Origin of the sequence: Parasphingorhabdus sp. (genome assembly GCF_039982415.1) — a bacterium.
Lineage (GTDB): Bacteria > Pseudomonadota > Alphaproteobacteria > Sphingomonadales > Sphingomonadaceae > Parasphingorhabdus.
Window position 1 is genome coordinate 99,192 of sequence record NZ_JBDWYL010000008.1, and the last position, 17,188, is coordinate 116,379.

Genomic DNA, 17,188 nt, shown 5'->3' on the forward strand with positions numbered 1-17,188 from the left:
TGCCGGCAACAGCGAAAATGCCAACCTTTTTATTTGCATTTCAAATCCTCTTATCGATTACACTTTTTTGGCTATTGCAGGTTTAGTGGCAGAGACCTGAGGCAAGCGCAAGCCATGCCCAAAAGACAATCAGATAGAAATATAGATTCCCTCTTGCGTTCTATATTACACCTGCAGATACTGTTTCTGTAAATCAGCTTACAGTATTGTAACATTAGGGGGCATAATTGTTGAAATTTTCCAAGCCGCTCGCTGCGGCCTCTATTTTCGTTTATTCGATTTCGGTACCGGCTTTAGCGAACGATCAAGCCACAATATTTGGTTCCATGCCTTCGATTCAAGATATTAGTCTTTCGCCTGATGGAACCAAAATTGCGTTTGTTTCTCCCGGTCCAGGATTACAGACCGATCTTTATTCTATTGATTTGACCAAAGGAAACGAACCGGTACGGGTTACAACCACCTCTGGTGAACCAGAAAATTTATTCTGGTGTGGGTGGGTTTCAAATGAAAGACTCGCTTGTCAGACCGGCGGCTTAGAAAAATATGCCGGAAATATATTCGGTTTTTCGAACATGTTTGCGGTCAACGCAGATGGCAGCAATCCCAAGCTGTTGAGCAAGAAGCAACCGCGTAATGCCATCGGCTTCAGTTTGCGCGGTGGCTATATTATCGATTGGCTCCCGCTTGAAGATAATATGGTCTTGATGGCACGCAATCATCTGAAAGAAGCAAATGTTAACACGCGGATTAGCAAAAGCAGCAGCGGCTTGGCGGTCGAAAAGATAGACACGCTTACCGGTAGATCCAAAATGATGGAACGCCCAAAAAAGGAAGCCACAGAATATATTACAGATGGTTTGGGTAATGTCCGGGTTAAAGGCAGCCGCATCAAAAAAGGCAGTACAGAACTCGATAGTGGCCAAATTCAATATTTTTATGAATCTGACAATGATTGGGTCTCTTTGGGAAGACTAGATTATGCCAATCGCACTGGATTCAACCCCTATGCCGTAGATCCAAAAACTAATCGTGTATATGGATTTGGACCTCATAATGGTCGCCAAGCACTTTTATCGGTCGCTTTGGATGGCAGCGCCGAAAAAAAAGTCGTGTATTCACATGATGAAGTTGATGTTGATGGGTTGATAAGAATCGGCCGTGAACGACGAGTTGTTGGCGTCAGTTACGCCACGGAGAAACGTCATGGAGTCTATTTTGATCCAGCACTTGATAAATTGGCATCCGCTCTTGGAAAGGCTTTGGGGCCAGATTATTCAATCCAATTTGCCGACGCCAGTCTAGATGAAAATAAGCTGCTCATCTGGGCAGGATCCGATGTTGATCCAGGACAGTATTTTTTGTTTGATAAGACAAGCAAACAATTGCGTCCACTGCTGGGCGTGCGCCCTTCCGTAGAGAATAACAAACTGGCGAAGGTAAAGCCGGTCACCTATCCGGCCACCGATGGCACAATGATACCTGGATATTTAACCTTGCCAGTGGGCGGAACGGGTAAAAACTTGCCGGCCATTGTGATGCCGCATGGCGGTCCCGAAGCACGCGATGAATGGGGATTTGATTGGCTCGCTCAATATTATGTCAGTCAAGGTTTTGCCGTCTTGCAGCCAAATTTCCGCGGTTCATCTGGCTATGGAGAACAATGGTTCCTTAACAATGGCTATAAGTCCTGGCGCACAGCTATTGGTGATATTTCAGCCGGCGGCCAATGGCTGATCAATGAAGGTATTGCCAAACCGGACGCGCTCTCCATTGTCGGGTGGTCCTATGGCGGCTATGCCGCGTTGCAATCATCGGCGACTTTTCCAGATTTGTTTAAAGCCGTGGTAGCTATTGCTCCAGTGACGGATTTATCACTCAAAAAACGGAACAATAACAATTATTATAACAGTGCAGTGGCTGATGATCGCATTGGGAATGGGCCGCATATCAAACAAGGTTCTCCGGCGCAGAATGCCGCTGCAATAAAAGCGCCCGTCTTATTGTTTCACGGCGACTATGACACAAATGTTCGAATCAACCAATCCAAGCTCATGGAGAATAAGCTTCGGGATGCTGGAAAATCCGTTACGTTGATCGAGTATAAAGGGCTAGCGCATAGTCTCTCACGCTCCGATGTCAGGATTGATATGCTGAAGAAATCTTCGGAATTTCTTCCCAAATAGCGAAACATTCGTAAAATAAAAAAGGCGGCTCCAATGGGCCGCCCTTTTTAGTAAAATGGAAATGATGATTAGCGTGAGTAAAACTCGACAACCAGGTTGGGTTCCATCGTAACCGGATAAGGCACTTCATCCAGCGTAGGTACACGCACATAGGTTACCTTATCGGTACCATCGGGCGTAACATATTCAGGAATGTCACGCTCTGGCAGGCTTTGCGCTTCGATCACCAGCAGCATCTCTTTGGCTTTGTCGCTCAAGGAAACCACATCATTGGGTTGGACTTTGCGTGATGCAACATTACATTTCACATCGTTGACGCGAATATGACCGTGGCTGACCAATTGGCGGGCTGCAAAAATTGTTGGTGCAAATTTGGCCCGGTACACAACCATATCCAAGCGTTGTTCAAGCAATCCAATAAGATTTTGGCTGGTATCGCCTTTCATGCTCGAAGCTTCTTTATAAGCACGCTTAAATTGTTTCTCGGTCACGTCGCCATAATAGCCTTTCAGCTTCTGCTTGGCGCGCAGCTGAATACCGTAATCCGACAATTTGCCTTTGCGGCGCTGGCCATGTTGACCGGGGCCATAGTCGCGGCGATTGACGGGTGATTTGGGGCGACCCCAAATATTTTCACCCATGCGGCGATCAAGTTTATATTTCGAGCTGGTACGTTTCGTCATTTCTATGACTCCTTAATTTGCTATCGATAGTCGTCCCGGAATGCACCGAAAATCCTTGGGGATTAACGCGGCTACCGCTTCACCGGGGTGCGGAGCCAATTGCAAGACGCGGCCTATGACGATCTCCGGCGAAATTGTCAAGCACCTCCCGTGTCAAATTTCTGCGGAAAATTGCATTAAAGTAACTCTGTTTACTCGACTTGCACGGCGCCACCGATTAAAGGCGCTCTCATGACCAATTTGACGACGCTTCCCACCATGGAAACCATGACCGATGTCCGCGAACAAGTGGACCGAATTGATAGCGAATTAATCGCCCTGATGACTCAGCGATTTGCCTGTATGGATGCGGCAGCGCGGATCAAGCAGGATCGGGAAGCGGTGCGGGATGAAACCCGCAAGGCCCAAGTTCTCGACAATGTTAAACAGCTCGCAGCCGAAACCGGCATTCCAGTGCCGACCATGGCGGCGATTTGGGAATTGCTGATTGAAACATCAATTAGCTATGAGTTTGAAAAATGGGATCAATTGCGCACACGCTAACAGCGGCACACGCTATTTTTTTACAAACGGCTTTTCCAAAGAGCTTAAAACGCCGCGCCAGGTTTGCACTTCTTCATTGGTCCAAGCTGGTTTAGTAATCATATTGCGCAAAGTGACCTTGGTTGCCGGTGCCCTATCCGGCGGATAAAAATAGCCCGCCTCATCCAATGCCCGTTCAAGATGCTCATAAAAGCGATCCAATTCCAATTGCGGTGCGGGTTCGCGTGGTTTTGCTTCCAGCGTTGGCTGCACCAACCCGGCATCATTTTGCTTCGACAGTTCATACGCGATCAAGACAACCGCTTGCGCCAGATTTAGCGAACCAAATTCCGGATTAATCGGCACCGTTATAATTTTGCGCGCCAACTCGACATCAACAACTTCCAGACCTGAGCGCTCTGGGCCAAATAATATCGCGCATCGGCCACTCGCCGTGGCCATGTCATCAGCGGCTGCCGCAGGGGTAAGCACTTGTTTGGTCATCCCGCGTTTGCGGACCGTCGTGGCATAGACATGGGCACAATCCGCAACAGCCGCAGCTGTTGTATCAAAAAGCTCGGCCTGCTCGAGCACGATATCTGCCCCGGCTGCAGTTGGTCCGGCTGCCGGATTGGGCCAACCATCGCGGGGATCCACAATCCGCATTTCGGTCAAACCAAAATTCAGCATCGCCCGCGCTGCTTTGCCGATATTCTCGCCCAATTGCGGCTTCACAAGGACGATGATCGGATTGCCGCTGCTCATTTGGACTTGGCGTCGGTAATCGCAACATCTTTCACGCTACCGGCAAATTCCTCGAAATCCTTGGCTTCGGTAAAATCCTTATAGACGGAGGCAAAGCGAATATAGGCAACGCTATCTAGCCCCTTCAGGCCATCCATCACCATTTCACCAATCCGCTTTGATGGAATTTCGGTTTCACCGCTGGTTTCCAATTGCCTTTGAATACCGGATACCAATTGATCCATTTGCTCTTGGGCAATACCCCGCTTCCGGCAGGCGAGAGAAACCGATAGATCAATTTTTGATCGGTCAAATGTTTCTCGGCGATCTTCGCTTTTTACCACTGTAATCTCGCGCAATTGAATACGCTCAAAGGTGGTGAAACGGGCGCCGCAGCCTTCGCATTGCCGGCGGCGGCGGATGGTGGTCCCATCCTCCGTCGGGCGACTATCTTTTACCTGGCTGTCGTCAAATGCACAAAAGGGGCAACGCATTGTTTAAGGTTCGCTTATTCTGGATAAATCGGAAAACGCTCGCACAACGCCTGCACACGCTGGCGGACATCGGCTTCGACCGCGGGATCACCATTTTCTCCCTTTTCGCGCAGGCCATCAAGTACATCAGCGATCATATCGCCCACCATCTGAAACTCCGCCGGCCCAAATCCCCGGGTCGTTCCGGCAGGCGAACCCACCCGAATTCCGCTGGTTTTCATCGGCGGCTGCGGATCGTTCGGAATGCTGTTCTTATTGCAGGTAATGCCAGCTCGTTCCAAAGCTTCATCGGCATCGCGGCCGGTAATTCCAAGTGGCGACAAATCGATCAACGCCAAATGCGTGTCTGTTCCGCCAGCGACAAGATTAGCTCCCCGTTCCTTTAGTCGGGCCGCAAGAACTTTGGCATTTTCAATCACCGCGGCAGAATAGCTGGCAAATTCTGGTCTCAAGGCTTCGCCAAAGGCGACGGCTTTGGCCGCGATGACGTGCATCAGAGGACCGCCTTGCAGGCCAGGGAAAACCGCTGAGTTAATTTTTTTGGCAATCGCCTCATCATTGGTCAGCACCAAACCACCTCGCGGTCCGCGCAATGTCTTGTGGGTTGTCGTGGTCACGACGTCCGCATAGTCGAGCGGGCTGGAATGATAGCCAGCGGCAACCAATCCAGCAAAATGCGCCATATCGACCATGAAAATAGCGCCAACACTGTCTGCAATTTCACGGAAACGCGCAAAATCAATTTGTCGTGGATAAGCGGAGCCGCCAGCAATGATCAATTTGGGCTGATGTTCTTTTGCTAAAGCTTCCACTTCATCATAGTTGATCAAGTGATCGTCTTCATTCACGCCATATTGGATCGCGTTAAACCATTTGCCCGATTGCGCTGGTTTCGCGCCATGGGTCAAATGCCCGCCTGCATCCAGAGACATGCCCAAAATGGTATCGCCAGGCTTGGTCAAAGCTAGCATGACTGCCCCATTGGCTTGGGCCCCGGAATGCGGCTGAACATTGGCAAAACCACAATTGAACAATTTTTTGGCACGCTCAATCGCTAGCGTTTCGACATCATCTGACGGTGCGCAGCCCTGATAATAGCGGCGACCGGGATATCCCTCTGCATATTTATTGGTGAAGACTGATCCTTGTGCCTGCAATACAGCTTTCGAAACAATATTTTCAGATGCAATAAGTTCGATCTGATTCTGCTGCCGCGACATTTCACTGTTAATCGCTTCCGAAACAGCCGGATCGCTCTCATTGACTGAGAAATCGAAAAACCCGGTGGGCCGGATATCCTGCATATCTGCTACATTACTCACGCCTATTCTCCTTCGATCCGTCTTTACACTTGCGGGTCAGACAATTTGTCCACACGGCGCTGATGCCGATCCCCACCAAATTGAGTTGTCAAAAATTTATCCAAACAATGTTTTGCGGTCTCCAAACCGATCAAGCGTGCGCCCATGGCGATGATATTGGCATCATTATGCTCACGCGACAATTGCGCCGAGAGGCCTTCAGAGACTAAGGCGCAACGACACGCGGGATTGCGGTTTACCGCCATCGAAATGCCAATGCCCGATCCGCACAAAGCCACACCGCGTTCGGCGCGTCCGGAGGCAATTGCATCTGCCAATTTATAGCCATAGTCCGGATAATCGACACTGTCGGCACTATTTGGTCCCAAATCATCCACATCATGGCCCGCTTCACTAAGCCATTCTACCAATGCAGATTTCATCTCTAATGCAGCATGATCAGAAGCAATGGCGATGCGCATAGTTGGTTTTCCTTGGACCAAGAGGAGAATCGATGATCCGGTATCTAGTGGAGCCAATTGGCTTAGGCCACAAAATATTGCGCTTTTCAGTGAAAAAATCGGGAAGCTGGAATAATCGGGAAAATCAGATTTCCATTTGACTGCCCAATTCAACCACACGGTTGCTCGGCAACTTGAAAAACTCCATTGCGGTCGCCGCATTGCGGAGCATCCAGGCGAATATTTTTTCACGCCAGATCATCATTTTCGGCTTTTCTGATGGCAATAATGTTTGGCGCGACAAGAAGAAGCTCGTGGTCATCATGTCAAACTCCATGCCACATTGAGTCACTTTTTTCAGCGCTGCAGGTACATCAGTTTCTTGCATGAAACCATAGTTGAGAATGAGCCGATAAAAACCGTCGCCGAGATCTTTCACCTCGATACGATGTTCAAACTCAACATAGGGCACATCTTTGATATTAACGGTCAGCACCACGACACGGTCATGAATAATCTTGTTATGCTTGATATTGTGCAGCAATGCCGAAGGAACGCCGACGGAATTGGAGGCCATGAAAATCGCGGTTCCGGGCACGCGCGTCGCACTGTTCTTGGCTGATTTCGTGAATATTTCGATGGGCATGGCTGCCTCGGCCATATTTTCCCGCATGATCTTGCGGCCCTTTGCCCAGGTGGTCAGCAGCAAAAAGGCGATTCCTCCAACCATCAACGGGAACCACCCCCCTTGCGGGACCTTGGTTAGATTAGCGGCAAAATACGCACCATCGACCACAAAGAATAATGCAATGAGCGGGACCGCATACCACCATTTCCACTTCCACAAAGTGAACACCAGCACCGCCAATAGACAAGTATCGATCAACATCGCTCCGGTAACTGCAATGCCATAAGCCGAGGCCAAGCTGCTGGAACTTTGGAAGGTAAGAACCAAAATCAACACGGCAATCATGATTGTCCAATTGATCACCGGGATATAAATCTGTCCTGCTTCCGATGCACTGGTATGTTTGACCGTCAAGCGTGGAATGAAACCCAATTGAATGGCTTGATGGGTAACCGAAAACGCACCGGATATAACCGCTTGGCTCGCGATAAATGTCGCCATTGTGGCCAGAATCACCAACGGCAACCGCAGCATTTCTGGAGCGAGCAAGAAGAAAGGGTTTTGAATAGCGGCAGCCGCATCGGACTGATCCAGACCGATAATCATCGCCCCCTGTCCGAAATAATTGCAAAGCAAAGCGGGCATGACAAAACCAAACCAAGCAATCCGCATCGGTTTGCGCCCAAAATGCCCCATATCGGCAAATAAAGCCGCTGAGCCGGTCACTGCCAAAACAACAGACCCCAAAGCCAAAAAGGCCTTAAAACCGTCAATCAGGAAAAATTGCACGGCATACCAAGGATTAAGAGCCAATAAAATTTCCGGCGTTTGCACGATCTGGGTTAATCCCAAAATGGCAATAACAACAAAATAGACAAACATGACCGGCGCAAAAAGCGCGCCAATTTTTGCCGTTCCGCGGGACTGAATGACGAATAAGAAAACCAGCAATCCCACGGCAATGGGAATGACCATCGGTTGTAATCCGCTATTCACAACGGTGAGGCCTTCGACCGCCGACAATACCGAAATCGCGGGCGTAATCATGCTATCGCCATAGAAAAGCGAAGTTGCAAACACCCCTAATAATATCGCCACCCAGCCAAATTTTGATCGTCGCAATGCCCCGGACAACAAAGCCACAACGGCCAGAGAACCGCCCTGCCCTTTATTATCTGCGCGCATCAAGATGGTGACATATTGAATGGCGACAACCAAAGTCATCGACCAAAAGATCAAACTGACAACGCCGAGAACATGCAATCTATCCAGTTCCAGCGGATGGGCGCCAACGAATGTTTCCCGAAAAGCATATAGCGGACTGGTTCCAATATCACCGAAGACAATCCCAATGGCACCAGCCGCCAACTTGGCAACGGCGCTACCTTCTTGGCGTGAGCCATGCGGTTGGATGACGCGATTGCGTTTCCGTTTTGGTTGTGGCGTCGATTCAGACATTGGTTGCCGTTTTAGCGGTCCCCTGATTGGGTCGAACCAAAATCGCTGTGACTGCGCTTCTGATCGGACAAGCGCGCGCGATTAGCATGGGGCTTTATAGCACGCAACTAAACCGACAGCTATGGCATTCAAATTGCTGGAATCATTATATTTTACTTCGGCGGTTCAGCGGATTCGGAGGCCGGAAGCGATGGCTGCATTTGCTCCATAGCGGCCAAGCGCGACTCGAGATCTTTACGCCAGGGCGCCTCTTCTGGACTGCGTTCCAAAAGCTCGGTCCAAATCACACGCGCCTGATCGATCTTGCCCGATTGTGCAAATGCCATGCCCAGGAAAAACGGTGGACCGGGATGTTCGGGCGAAATATCCGCAGCTTTTTGAAAGGCAAATTGTGCGGCCGGTGTGATCACACCATCGGCGTGCACAACCAATGCATTACCCAATCCGACCCATAGATCGGGATTATTGGGATGCTCCTTCACTCCATTGCGCAGATAATTGGCCGCGCTGCCATGTTTACCGCTCCGGTTCAATGCATCTGAAAAGGTCAGCCATTGCTGCGCGCTGCCAAAGCGTTCTCCCATTTCCTGACGCGATTCAATATTTTTTTCGTCAAAACTATTTGGTTTTTCGCTGGGTTCAACCGACACACCGGCCATGCCTGGATTGGCTTGCCAAGCATAGCCTGCGACCCCAAGCAACAGCGCAGCCGCCGTCAACTCAAAAGCGGTACGCGGGAGTTTTCCAAAGTAAATCAGCAACCCAAAAAGGCATAAAACCATGGCAGTCAATATAATCCAGCCCATTAGCCGCTTTCCTTTTCGCTTTTATTCCGGCGCCGAAACAACCCTCGGGCAAGCCAAATTGCGAGGATAAGCAAAATGATCGGAGCGATCCAAAGCGGACCAGTTACCGCGTTCACCGGCGGCTTATAAGTCACCCAATCGCCATAGCGATCAATCAACCAACTGCGCACTTCTTCGGGCGTGGCTCCGGCGGCAATACGTTCGCGCACTTGGCTGCGCATATCACCCGCCATCGGCGCATCACTGTCGGCTATGGATTGGCTTTGGCATTTCAAGCAGCGCAACTCTTCCATCAGGCTGCGTGCTTGTTCTTCTTTCGCTGGATCCTCGAGCTGTTGATGCGCATAGGGCGATGCTGGCAAGGCATTTTGCGCCGCAGCGGGAACAGCACCGAGAAGCAGCAAAAATGTCAGCAGACGCATCATTGGGCTTTCTCCAGTATCTCAAGCAAATCTGCGACATCATCTTTGCGAATATCGCCAATATGCTGATGGACGATCACGCCATTACCATCGATAACAAATGTTTCTGGTACACCCGAAGAGCCGAGTTCCAACTGGACGGCACTGCGCACATCCGTTCCGATCCGTGTGTAGGGATTACCCCATCGGTTGAGAAAATTCGCGATGTCCTGCGGCGTGTCACGGCTCGCAATGCCGTTAATCTCAACGCCGGCTTTTTCCAATGCAAGCAATTGCGGAGCTTCAGCGATACAAGGCACACACCAGCTAGCAAAAATATTGAGCAATTGCGGCTTACCATTTGCAAGATCGGCGGTCGCCAAGGCCGGCCGCTGTTCAATTGCCGCCGGGAGAACAAATTCCGGCATCGGTTTGCCGACCATTTTTGATTCTATAATATTGTCTTTCGGCCGCATCAAACCGCCCGCTACAATTGCGAAAAACAAGGCAAAAATCACCAAGGGGATCCACAAGAGCCAACGGTTCATAGCACCAGCTCTGCATAAGCTCGTTGTCGTTTCTGCCGGACCGCTCGGCGCAGGCGACCGATCATAGCGAGCAAGCCGCCCAGGGCAACCAAGACGCCGCCATACCAGATTAACGTGACAAATGGTTTCCACCAAATCCGCAACTGCCAGCGTCCTTGATCATCGCTGTCGCCTAACACCACATAAAGTTGACCATTCCAGCGTGTCAGCAAAGCCGCTTCACTGGTTTGCATTTGAGCAGCGGCAAACATGCGATTCTGGGGAGCAATTTCGTGAATGGATTCTGCTTGATATTGCGCGGTTAGCCTCGCTTCCAGAGCGGTCCAATTTGGACCTGCAACCGGTTCAATCGCGAGAAATTTTACTTTCCAATCATTGACGATAATCTCGTCTCCAGGCGCTGCTGCGACCAGTTTTTCTTCGGTAAAGCTCGTTTCAGAAGCCATGCCGACAAGCGCCACAGCTATTCCGAAATGCGCGATGATCATGCCGTAAATATGCATCGGTGTTCGGCGAAGATTCCGCTTCCACAAAGGCGCAAAACTGGCGACGGCAACACCGGCAGCAAGAGCAAGCCCCAATAAAGGCAGCGGGGTCATTGATGTGGTCAACAGGACCAGTGCGAATAAGGCAGCGGCGGACAGAAAAACCGGAATGGAAATGCGGTTGAGCAACGCCTTTGCGCTATCGCGCCGCCAGCGCAACAACGGTCCTGCCGCCATGATGGCCACCAAGATCAATGCAATGGGCCCGGTTGCGAGATTAAAATAAGGCGGGCCAACCGAAATTTGTTCGTCACTCATCCCCTCAACAAACAGCGGATATAGCGTGCCGATAAAGACAATCCCTAAAATCGCCGACAACAGAAGATTATTGGCAACCAATGCCCCTTCCCGGCTGATCGGTTCAAATTGCGAACCCTCTTTGACGGCACCGACGCGCAGCGCAAATAGGGCCATCGCACCGCCAATATAAAGCGCCAGCAGCGCCAGAATAAAGCTACCGCGCGTAGGATCGACGGCAAAAGCATGAACACTGGTGAGCACGCCGGATCGGACCAAAAAAGTACCGATCATCGACATTGAAAAAGCCACAACCGCAAGCATCAAGGTCCAGGCCCGCAAACCATCGCGGGTTGCCAAAACGGTCACCGAATGCAGCAAGGCTGTGGCAGCCAGCCAGGGCATAAGCGATGCATTTTCAACCGGGTCCCAGAACCACCAGCCGCCCCAACCCAGCTCATAATAAGCCCAGTAACTGCCTGCGGTAATGCCCAGAGTCAGAAACACCCAGGCGCCCAGAACCCATGGCCGCATGGCTTTGGCAAATTCCGGCCCAACATCGCGCGTAATCATGGCTCCGACAGCGAAGGAAAACGCCACAGACAAGCCCACATAGCCCACATAAAGCGTGGGTGGATGCAGCGCCAAACCGACATCCTGCAAAAGCGGATTCAATCCTTGACCATCTGCAGGAACTGGAAATATCCGTTCGAACGGATTGGAAGCCATAAGCAAATAGGCATAGAAACCGATGCTGATAAAGGCCTGAGCGCCCAATGTGGTGACAAGCGTCTTGGTCTTCAAATTGCGTTCAAAAATTCCGATACAGGCACCCGCAACCCCCATGATCGCTATCCACAACAGCATCGATCCTTCATGATTGCCCCATGCACCGGAAATCTTGTAGATAAGCGGTTTAATCGCAACGCTATTGGCGACCACCAGTTTGACCGACATATCGGACCGGACAAATAGCCAAACCAGCAGCAAAAATGAAATCGCCACCAAAATACCCTGTGCAATGGCTACAGGACGGATGGCAGCGAAAAATTCTTCCTGCTGTTTCGCCAAACCAATGGCACATAGCGCAAATTGCAGTACCGCCATACTGGCGGCCAACCACAGCGCAATAAGACCGGCTTCTGCGATCATTCGACCAATGTGTCCGCTGGTGTCATATTGCCAGTCATATCAATGCCTTCCAATTCACGGGGCACATAATTTTCATCATGTTTGGCAAGCAAACTATCAGCGACAAATAAACCATCACTGGTCAATTTTCCATCGGCCACTACTCCGGATCCTTCGACAAATAAGTCGGGGGTGATTCCAGTATAGATAACTGGCTGGCGCGCGCTACCATCATGCACAATAAAGTTAACCGTCACCCCATCAGCAGCCTGTTGGATAGACCCCTGTTCCACCATGCCGCCCAAACGGATGGATTGACCCGCAGCCGGTTTTTTGGCGACAATATCAGCTGGCGTATAGAAATAATTGGCCTGATCTTGCAGCGCGAACATGGCCAGCAAACCTGCACCGATCAAGGCGACCAATGCGAGAATGGCTAGGGATAGTCTTTGATGTTTCGCCTTCATTTGCGTTTACTCAATCTCGCGGCTCTGGCTTCGGAATTTCGCATCGCCACATAGCTGCCTACAATTACAATCGCTGTGCCAATCAGCACAATTGCGTAAGATGCAATGACAAAGGGCCAATGATTCATTCTGCCGCCATCCTTTTCATACGCGCTTCAACTTTGGTATCGGCCAAAATCGCTCGCATGCGCATCAACACTATCGCGCCGAATAGCAAACTAAATCCAATAACATTGACGATCAGCGGCCAGAGAAAAGCGCTGTCGATAGAGGATCCGCCCACCGTGATACTGGCCGGCTGGTGGAGGCTGTTCCACCATATTACCGAACGATTGATAATCGGGATATTTATCGCGCCGACAATACCAAATATCGCGGTTACCCGGGAGACGCCGCTTTTCTCGCTGCTGGCGTTGGCGAGAGCAATATAAGCGAGATACAGAAAAAACAGGACCAGAACCGAAGTCACGCGGCCATCCCATACCCACCAGGTGCCCCATGTCGGCCGCGCCCAAATGGATCCGGTCAAAAGTCCCAATGCGGTAAAAAGTGCGCCGGGTATCGCGACAGCCCGTGCAGCCACAGCAGCCAAAGGATGGCGCCAAGCAATTTGGACAATGCTGGCTATAGCGATGGAGGTCCATCCCCCCATGGCCAACCAGACTGTGGGCACATGCACATAGAGAATCCGCACACTATCGCCCATCAGACGATCCGCTGGCGCATATAATATTCCATAGGCAGAACCCAGCGCAACCAGCACCAGACCAAGGATTAAAAACCAAAGAGTCAATGGTCTGGCGAGCGAAAGAAAGCGAGTAGGATTTGCGTAAGCGTGCATTTAAAAAACGGTATTTGCCTCTAGCTACTGAGCGACCAGTAGGAAATTGGCTTTTTGATGGCAGAACTGTTGCGCAGCGACAAGTGTTTTTGTCGGCCAGATGCATTCCGACCTTTCGTCGAGCATATTTAACTTTTTACCCAAAGATAAATCAGCCGCGTTAGCGCAATAGTAACCATGAACCGCTACACTTGGCAGCAACAGGACCAGAATTAACTCTGAGTGGGGCTGAGGTTAAAAATTTTCTATGGCTGTAAAAGGTTTACTCAAGGCATTTGCAAGCGATTCATCTCATGAATCGCACTCTAGTCATGCATCGCAAAATCAAGCGAAGCGGCTGGAAGTACTCGATGATTTTGAACAAGCAGGGATTAATTGGCTTTGGGCAACGGATGCAGAAGGGCGATTCGTTTATCTTTCCGAAAAGGCCGCTGAAAATCTGAATATGCCGGTTGATGATATTCTGCAAAAACCACTTACGGCCTTGTTTGAAAATGATCCGGACAATCCCGATGAAAAATCAGATCGACCGCTCCACTATCAATTGAGCAGACGGAGCAAATTGCACGATCTCGTTTTGCGCCGCGTACCCACAACTTTGGGCGACAAAGATCGACCGACATGGTGGATGGTTTCCGCTCACCCCAAATTTGATGCCGCTGGCGAGTTTCAAGGCTATCGGGGCAGTGCCAAAGATGTGACGATTGAATATCAGCGCAAGCTGGAAGATTCGCGGCTTGCGGAATTTGATTCTTTGACCGGCCTGTCCAATCGACACCGTATGGACAATCAACTGAATGGCATATTGGGCGCGTTTAAAGCAGCCGGCCGCAGCTGTGCGATCATGATGCTCGATCTTGACCGGTTCAAGCAGGTCAATGATACGATGGGGCATCCTGCCGGAGATGAGCTGCTGCAACAAGTGGCCATCCGGATGCGTAAAATTATCGGTGATCGCGGCGAAATCGGACGACTTGGCGGTGATGAATTTCAGGTGATTTTACCCGATCTCGACGATCGCGGAAAACTAGGCGAAATAGCCGAAAAAATTGTCAAAATTGTATCGCAGCCTTATCCCATTGATGACAAAAGTGCGGTCATCGGCACGTCTATCGGCATAGCCGTTGCGCCTTATGACGGCGTCGACAAAGAAGAATTGGTCCGCAGTTCGGACCTTGCGCTATATGCCGCGAAAAATTCGGGGCGCGGTCAATATCGATTCTATTCTGCGGATTTGAAGGACGAAGAAGAAGAGCGCCGCCTGCTGGTCGAAGATCTGCGGGTCGCTTTGGATAATGATGAGCTCGAGCTCCATTACCAACCGGTTGTGCGCACTGACGATCATATGGTTGTCGGCTTTGAAGGGCTTATGCGCTGGGTGCACCCGGAACGCGGCGCGGTCAGCCCCGGGGTTTTCATTCCGATTGCCGAAGAGCTGAACCTGATCAATCAACTGGGCGAATGGGCGCTGCGCAAAGCGTGTCATGACGCGTTGCAATGGCCAAAATCTGTCAGAATAGCCGTCAATGTTTCCGCCGTTCAATTTGCCAATAGCGGTTTCCCCGAAATTGTGATGAATGCGCTTGCCGCCAGCGGGCTCGATCCCGAGCGCCTGGAATTGGAACTCACCGAAAGTGTTTTCATGGGCGACAGCGAAACCATCGACAACACGTTCAAAATCTTGAAGGAATTGGGCGTTCGCTTGGCTCTAGATGATTTCGGCACCGGCTATTCTTCGCTCAGCTATCTGCGGTCAGCGCCCTTTGACAAGATTAAGGTCGATAAAAGCTTCGTTGATTCCTGTACCCAGAAAGACAAGAATAGCGCCAAGATTATCGCTGCTATTGTCAGCCTGTCCGAAGCCTTGGGTATGGAAACAACCGTTGAAGGAGTGGAGGCTTTTGATCAATTCGATCTGGTTTGCTCAAAAGGCGCGCGCTATATTCAAGGATGGATCTATTCCAAAGCGTTGCGGCTGGAAGAAATTGACGAGAAACTTGGCAGTGGTGCATTTAAAATCGAACCCGATGGTCCCGATCTTTATCGTCAGGACCGACGCACTGTCTTCCGCCGTATTGGCGCGATTCATGAAGATCATCGCTATGAAGTGGTGATGCGTGACCTGTCCAAAACAGGAGCCCGGTTTGAAGGAATGTTAGGTGTTCCCATTGACACGAAATTGGTCCTGGACCTGGGCGGCGGACAATTGGTGATCTGCAAGGTTTTGCGCGCCAAGGAAGCCACTGTGGCCACAGAATTTGAAACACCGCTGATCAGCGATGGGGCTGGCGGTTTGTGTACACGCCACCGGGTATCCCCTTATGATCTTGCTGCAGCGGGCATGCCGCTAGCCGCCTTGCCACCGGGTAATTATCCTTTGGCACAAAATGCCTCCGAACCATCCAGCAAACCGAAATTTATGCAGGTTGTGGTCTGATAATCATCGGCCGACTAGCGCCCGATTAATGCGCTTGCAATATTGTCAGCCACTTCCGCAGAAGGCAGTTTTCTCGCCGCGCTCTGTTCCCAGATATCGGTCAATCGGGCCGGTATTTTTTCAATCCGTCGCTTGACCTCATCGACATCGCTGTCACCCAGATATTCCAAACCGACGCTGATGATACCGCCGGAATTGATGACATAATCGGGCGCGAAAAGAATATCGCGATCAAAAATGCGCTGCCCGTCTTCCGGTGTTGCCAGTTGATTATTGGCCCCGCCAGCGACGATTGGAACATTAAGATGAGCGATAGAAACTTTATCCAATATAGCGCCTAAAGCATTGGGACTAAACACATCTGCTTCCAAACGCATCACTTCATCCAGGCCGACAATTTCGGCCCCAATTTCAGCCGCCAAAGCCGCGGCATGGTCCTTGTTAATATCGGCAATACTTAACTTCGCGCCCTCTTTGGCAAGCAATCGCGCTAAGCCGCCGCCGACACTGCCGACGCCTTGAATAGCAACATGGACATCTTCCATTGAGTCTCGGCCAAGCTTGTGCTTCACCGCCGCTTTTACGCCGAGATAGACGCCCATAGCAGTAAATGGTCCGGGATCGCCTCCCGCTTCACTTTGATCGCTAACTGGCAAACCAGATACATAAGGCGTATGTTTCGAGACTGCGACCATATCTGCGGTGCTGATGCCGACATCTTCTGCTGTCACATACCGACCACCCAAAGAATCAATCATCCGGCCAAAAGCTGCCATCATATCACTGGATTTCGAGCGGTTACGGTCTGCCAAAATAACAGCTTTCCCGCCCCCTAGCGGCAAGTCAGCCATGGCATTTTTAAAGCTCATCCCGCGCGAAAGGCGCAAGGCATCGGTCACAGCGGTTTCCCGATTCTCATAATGCCAGAAACGTGTGCCGCCAGCGCCCGGCCCCAGATGCGTGGAATGCAGGGCAATAATCGCGCTGAGACCGGTTTCCACATCATGAAAAAAATGGACAGCTTCATGGCCGTCAAAATCTGGCAGGTCCCACATTACTGACATTTGGAAGAGCTCCTCACTCGATAAGTAATATTATTTGGCAATAGCGTAATAATATTACAAACTACATTTGTCACTCCAATTCGTGCCAGGAACCGCTAACCATTTGAATAGACTGACAATGTGATTTTAAATGGGGCGACCGAGGGGTCTCGAACCCCCGACCTCCGGTACCACAAACCGGCGCTCTAACCAACTGAGCTACGATCGCCACAATCACAAGGCCAATAAACCGGC

16 protein-coding genes and 1 tRNA gene are annotated in these 17,188 nt (G+C 50.6%); 3 read left to right on the forward strand and 14 right to left on the reverse strand.

The features are described 5' to 3' along the window. The first annotated feature begins 227 nt into the window (after nt 1–227). Entirely contained in the window at nt 228–2,186 is a 1,959-nt protein-coding gene (locus ABJU74_RS13050; RefSeq protein ID WP_348384701.1) for a S9 family peptidase, read from the forward strand. A gap of 68 nt (nt 2,187–2,254) precedes the next feature. On the opposite strand, the gene rpsD is transcribed toward ABJU74_RS13050, so the two are convergent. After that, nucleotides 2,255–2,869 (reverse strand): 30S ribosomal protein S4, encoded by a 615-nt coding sequence (gene rpsD, locus ABJU74_RS13055; protein WP_348384702.1) that lies wholly within the window; start codon nt 2,867–2,869, stop codon nt 2,255–2,257. 231 nt (nt 2,870–3,100) lie between these two features. On the opposite strand from rpsD, the gene ABJU74_RS13060 reads away from it, so the two are divergent. Further along, complete coding sequence (locus ABJU74_RS13060) at nt 3,101–3,412, forward strand: chorismate mutase (RefSeq protein WP_348384703.1); 312 nt, start codon at nt 3,101–3,103, stop codon at nt 3,410–3,412. A gap of 12 nt (nt 3,413–3,424) precedes the next feature. Here the strand turns inward: ABJU74_RS13060 and ABJU74_RS13065 are convergent, their stop codons facing one another. From ABJU74_RS13065 to ccmC, 11 genes are all read right to left on the reverse strand, one after another. Next, entirely contained in the window at nt 3,425–4,156 is a 732-nt protein-coding gene (locus ABJU74_RS13065) for an RNA methyltransferase (protein ID WP_348384704.1), read from the reverse strand. Next, complete coding sequence (gene nrdR / locus ABJU74_RS13070; RefSeq protein WP_348384705.1) at nt 4,153–4,629, reverse strand: transcriptional regulator NrdR; 477 nt, start codon at nt 4,627–4,629, stop codon at nt 4,153–4,155. The genes ABJU74_RS13065 and nrdR overlap by 4 nt, the downstream gene beginning before the upstream one ends. A gap of 14 nt (nt 4,630–4,643) precedes the next feature. Then, nucleotides 4,644–5,933, reverse strand: a complete 1,290-nt coding sequence (glyA, locus tag ABJU74_RS13075; RefSeq protein WP_348384930.1) for a serine hydroxymethyltransferase — start codon at nt 5,931–5,933, stop codon at nt 4,644–4,646. 41 nt (nt 5,934–5,974) lie between these two features. Beyond that, on the reverse strand, nt 5,975–6,412 hold the full coding sequence (gene rpiB / locus ABJU74_RS13080) for a ribose 5-phosphate isomerase B (RefSeq protein WP_348384706.1): 438 nt from the start codon (nt 6,410–6,412) through the stop codon (nt 5,975–5,977). A 124-nt stretch (nt 6,413–6,536) separates the two neighbouring features. Then, on the reverse strand, nt 6,537–8,477 hold the full coding sequence (locus ABJU74_RS13085) for a potassium transporter Kup (RefSeq protein WP_348384707.1): 1,941 nt from the start codon (nt 8,475–8,477) through the stop codon (nt 6,537–6,539). Between the two features lie 152 nt (nt 8,478–8,629). Continuing rightward, nucleotides 8,630–9,283 carry a cytochrome C biosynthesis protein gene (locus tag ABJU74_RS13090; RefSeq protein WP_348384708.1) on the reverse strand — a complete coding sequence of 218 codons (654 nt, stop codon included), beginning with the start codon at nt 9,281–9,283 and terminating at the stop codon, nt 8,630–8,632. Further along, entirely contained in the window at nt 9,283–9,708 is a 426-nt protein-coding gene (locus ABJU74_RS13095; protein ID WP_348384709.1) for a cytochrome c-type biogenesis protein, read from the reverse strand. Before ABJU74_RS13095 ends, ABJU74_RS13090 begins: the two co-directional genes overlap by 1 nt. Continuing rightward, nucleotides 9,705–10,232: a DsbE family thiol:disulfide interchange protein gene (locus ABJU74_RS13100; protein ID WP_348384710.1), complete on the reverse strand. Its 528-nt coding sequence runs from the start codon at nt 10,230–10,232 to the stop codon at nt 9,705–9,707. The genes ABJU74_RS13095 and ABJU74_RS13100 overlap by 4 nt, the downstream gene beginning before the upstream one ends. Continuing rightward, nucleotides 10,229–12,166 (reverse strand): heme lyase CcmF/NrfE family subunit, encoded by a 1,938-nt coding sequence (locus tag ABJU74_RS13105; protein WP_348384711.1) that lies wholly within the window; start codon nt 12,164–12,166, stop codon nt 10,229–10,231. The genes ABJU74_RS13100 and ABJU74_RS13105 overlap by 4 nt, the downstream gene beginning before the upstream one ends. Continuing rightward, entirely contained in the window at nt 12,163–12,612 is a 450-nt protein-coding gene (gene ccmE, locus ABJU74_RS13110; RefSeq protein WP_348384712.1) for a cytochrome c maturation protein CcmE, read from the reverse strand. The genes ABJU74_RS13105 and ccmE overlap by 4 nt, the downstream gene beginning before the upstream one ends. A gap of 124 nt (nt 12,613–12,736) precedes the next feature. After that, on the reverse strand, nt 12,737–13,453 hold the full coding sequence (gene ccmC, locus ABJU74_RS13115; protein ID WP_348384713.1) for a heme ABC transporter permease CcmC: 717 nt from the start codon (nt 13,451–13,453) through the stop codon (nt 12,737–12,739). Nucleotides 13,454–13,700: 247 nt separating this feature from the next. Between ccmC and ABJU74_RS13120 the strand changes: the two genes are divergently transcribed. Beyond that, nucleotides 13,701–15,890, forward strand: coding sequence for an EAL domain-containing protein (locus tag ABJU74_RS13120; RefSeq protein WP_348384714.1), 2,190 nt, complete (start codon nt 13,701–13,703; stop codon nt 15,888–15,890). Between the two features lie 14 nt (nt 15,891–15,904). Here the strand turns inward: ABJU74_RS13120 and ABJU74_RS13125 are convergent, their stop codons facing one another. Continuing rightward, complete coding sequence (locus tag ABJU74_RS13125; RefSeq protein WP_348384715.1) at nt 15,905–16,954, reverse strand: Glu/Leu/Phe/Val dehydrogenase dimerization domain-containing protein; 1,050 nt, start codon at nt 16,952–16,954, stop codon at nt 15,905–15,907. Between the two features lie 131 nt (nt 16,955–17,085). After that, nucleotides 17,086–17,162 (reverse strand) — tRNA-His (locus ABJU74_RS13130). Nucleotides 17,163–17,188 lie beyond the last annotated feature (26 nt).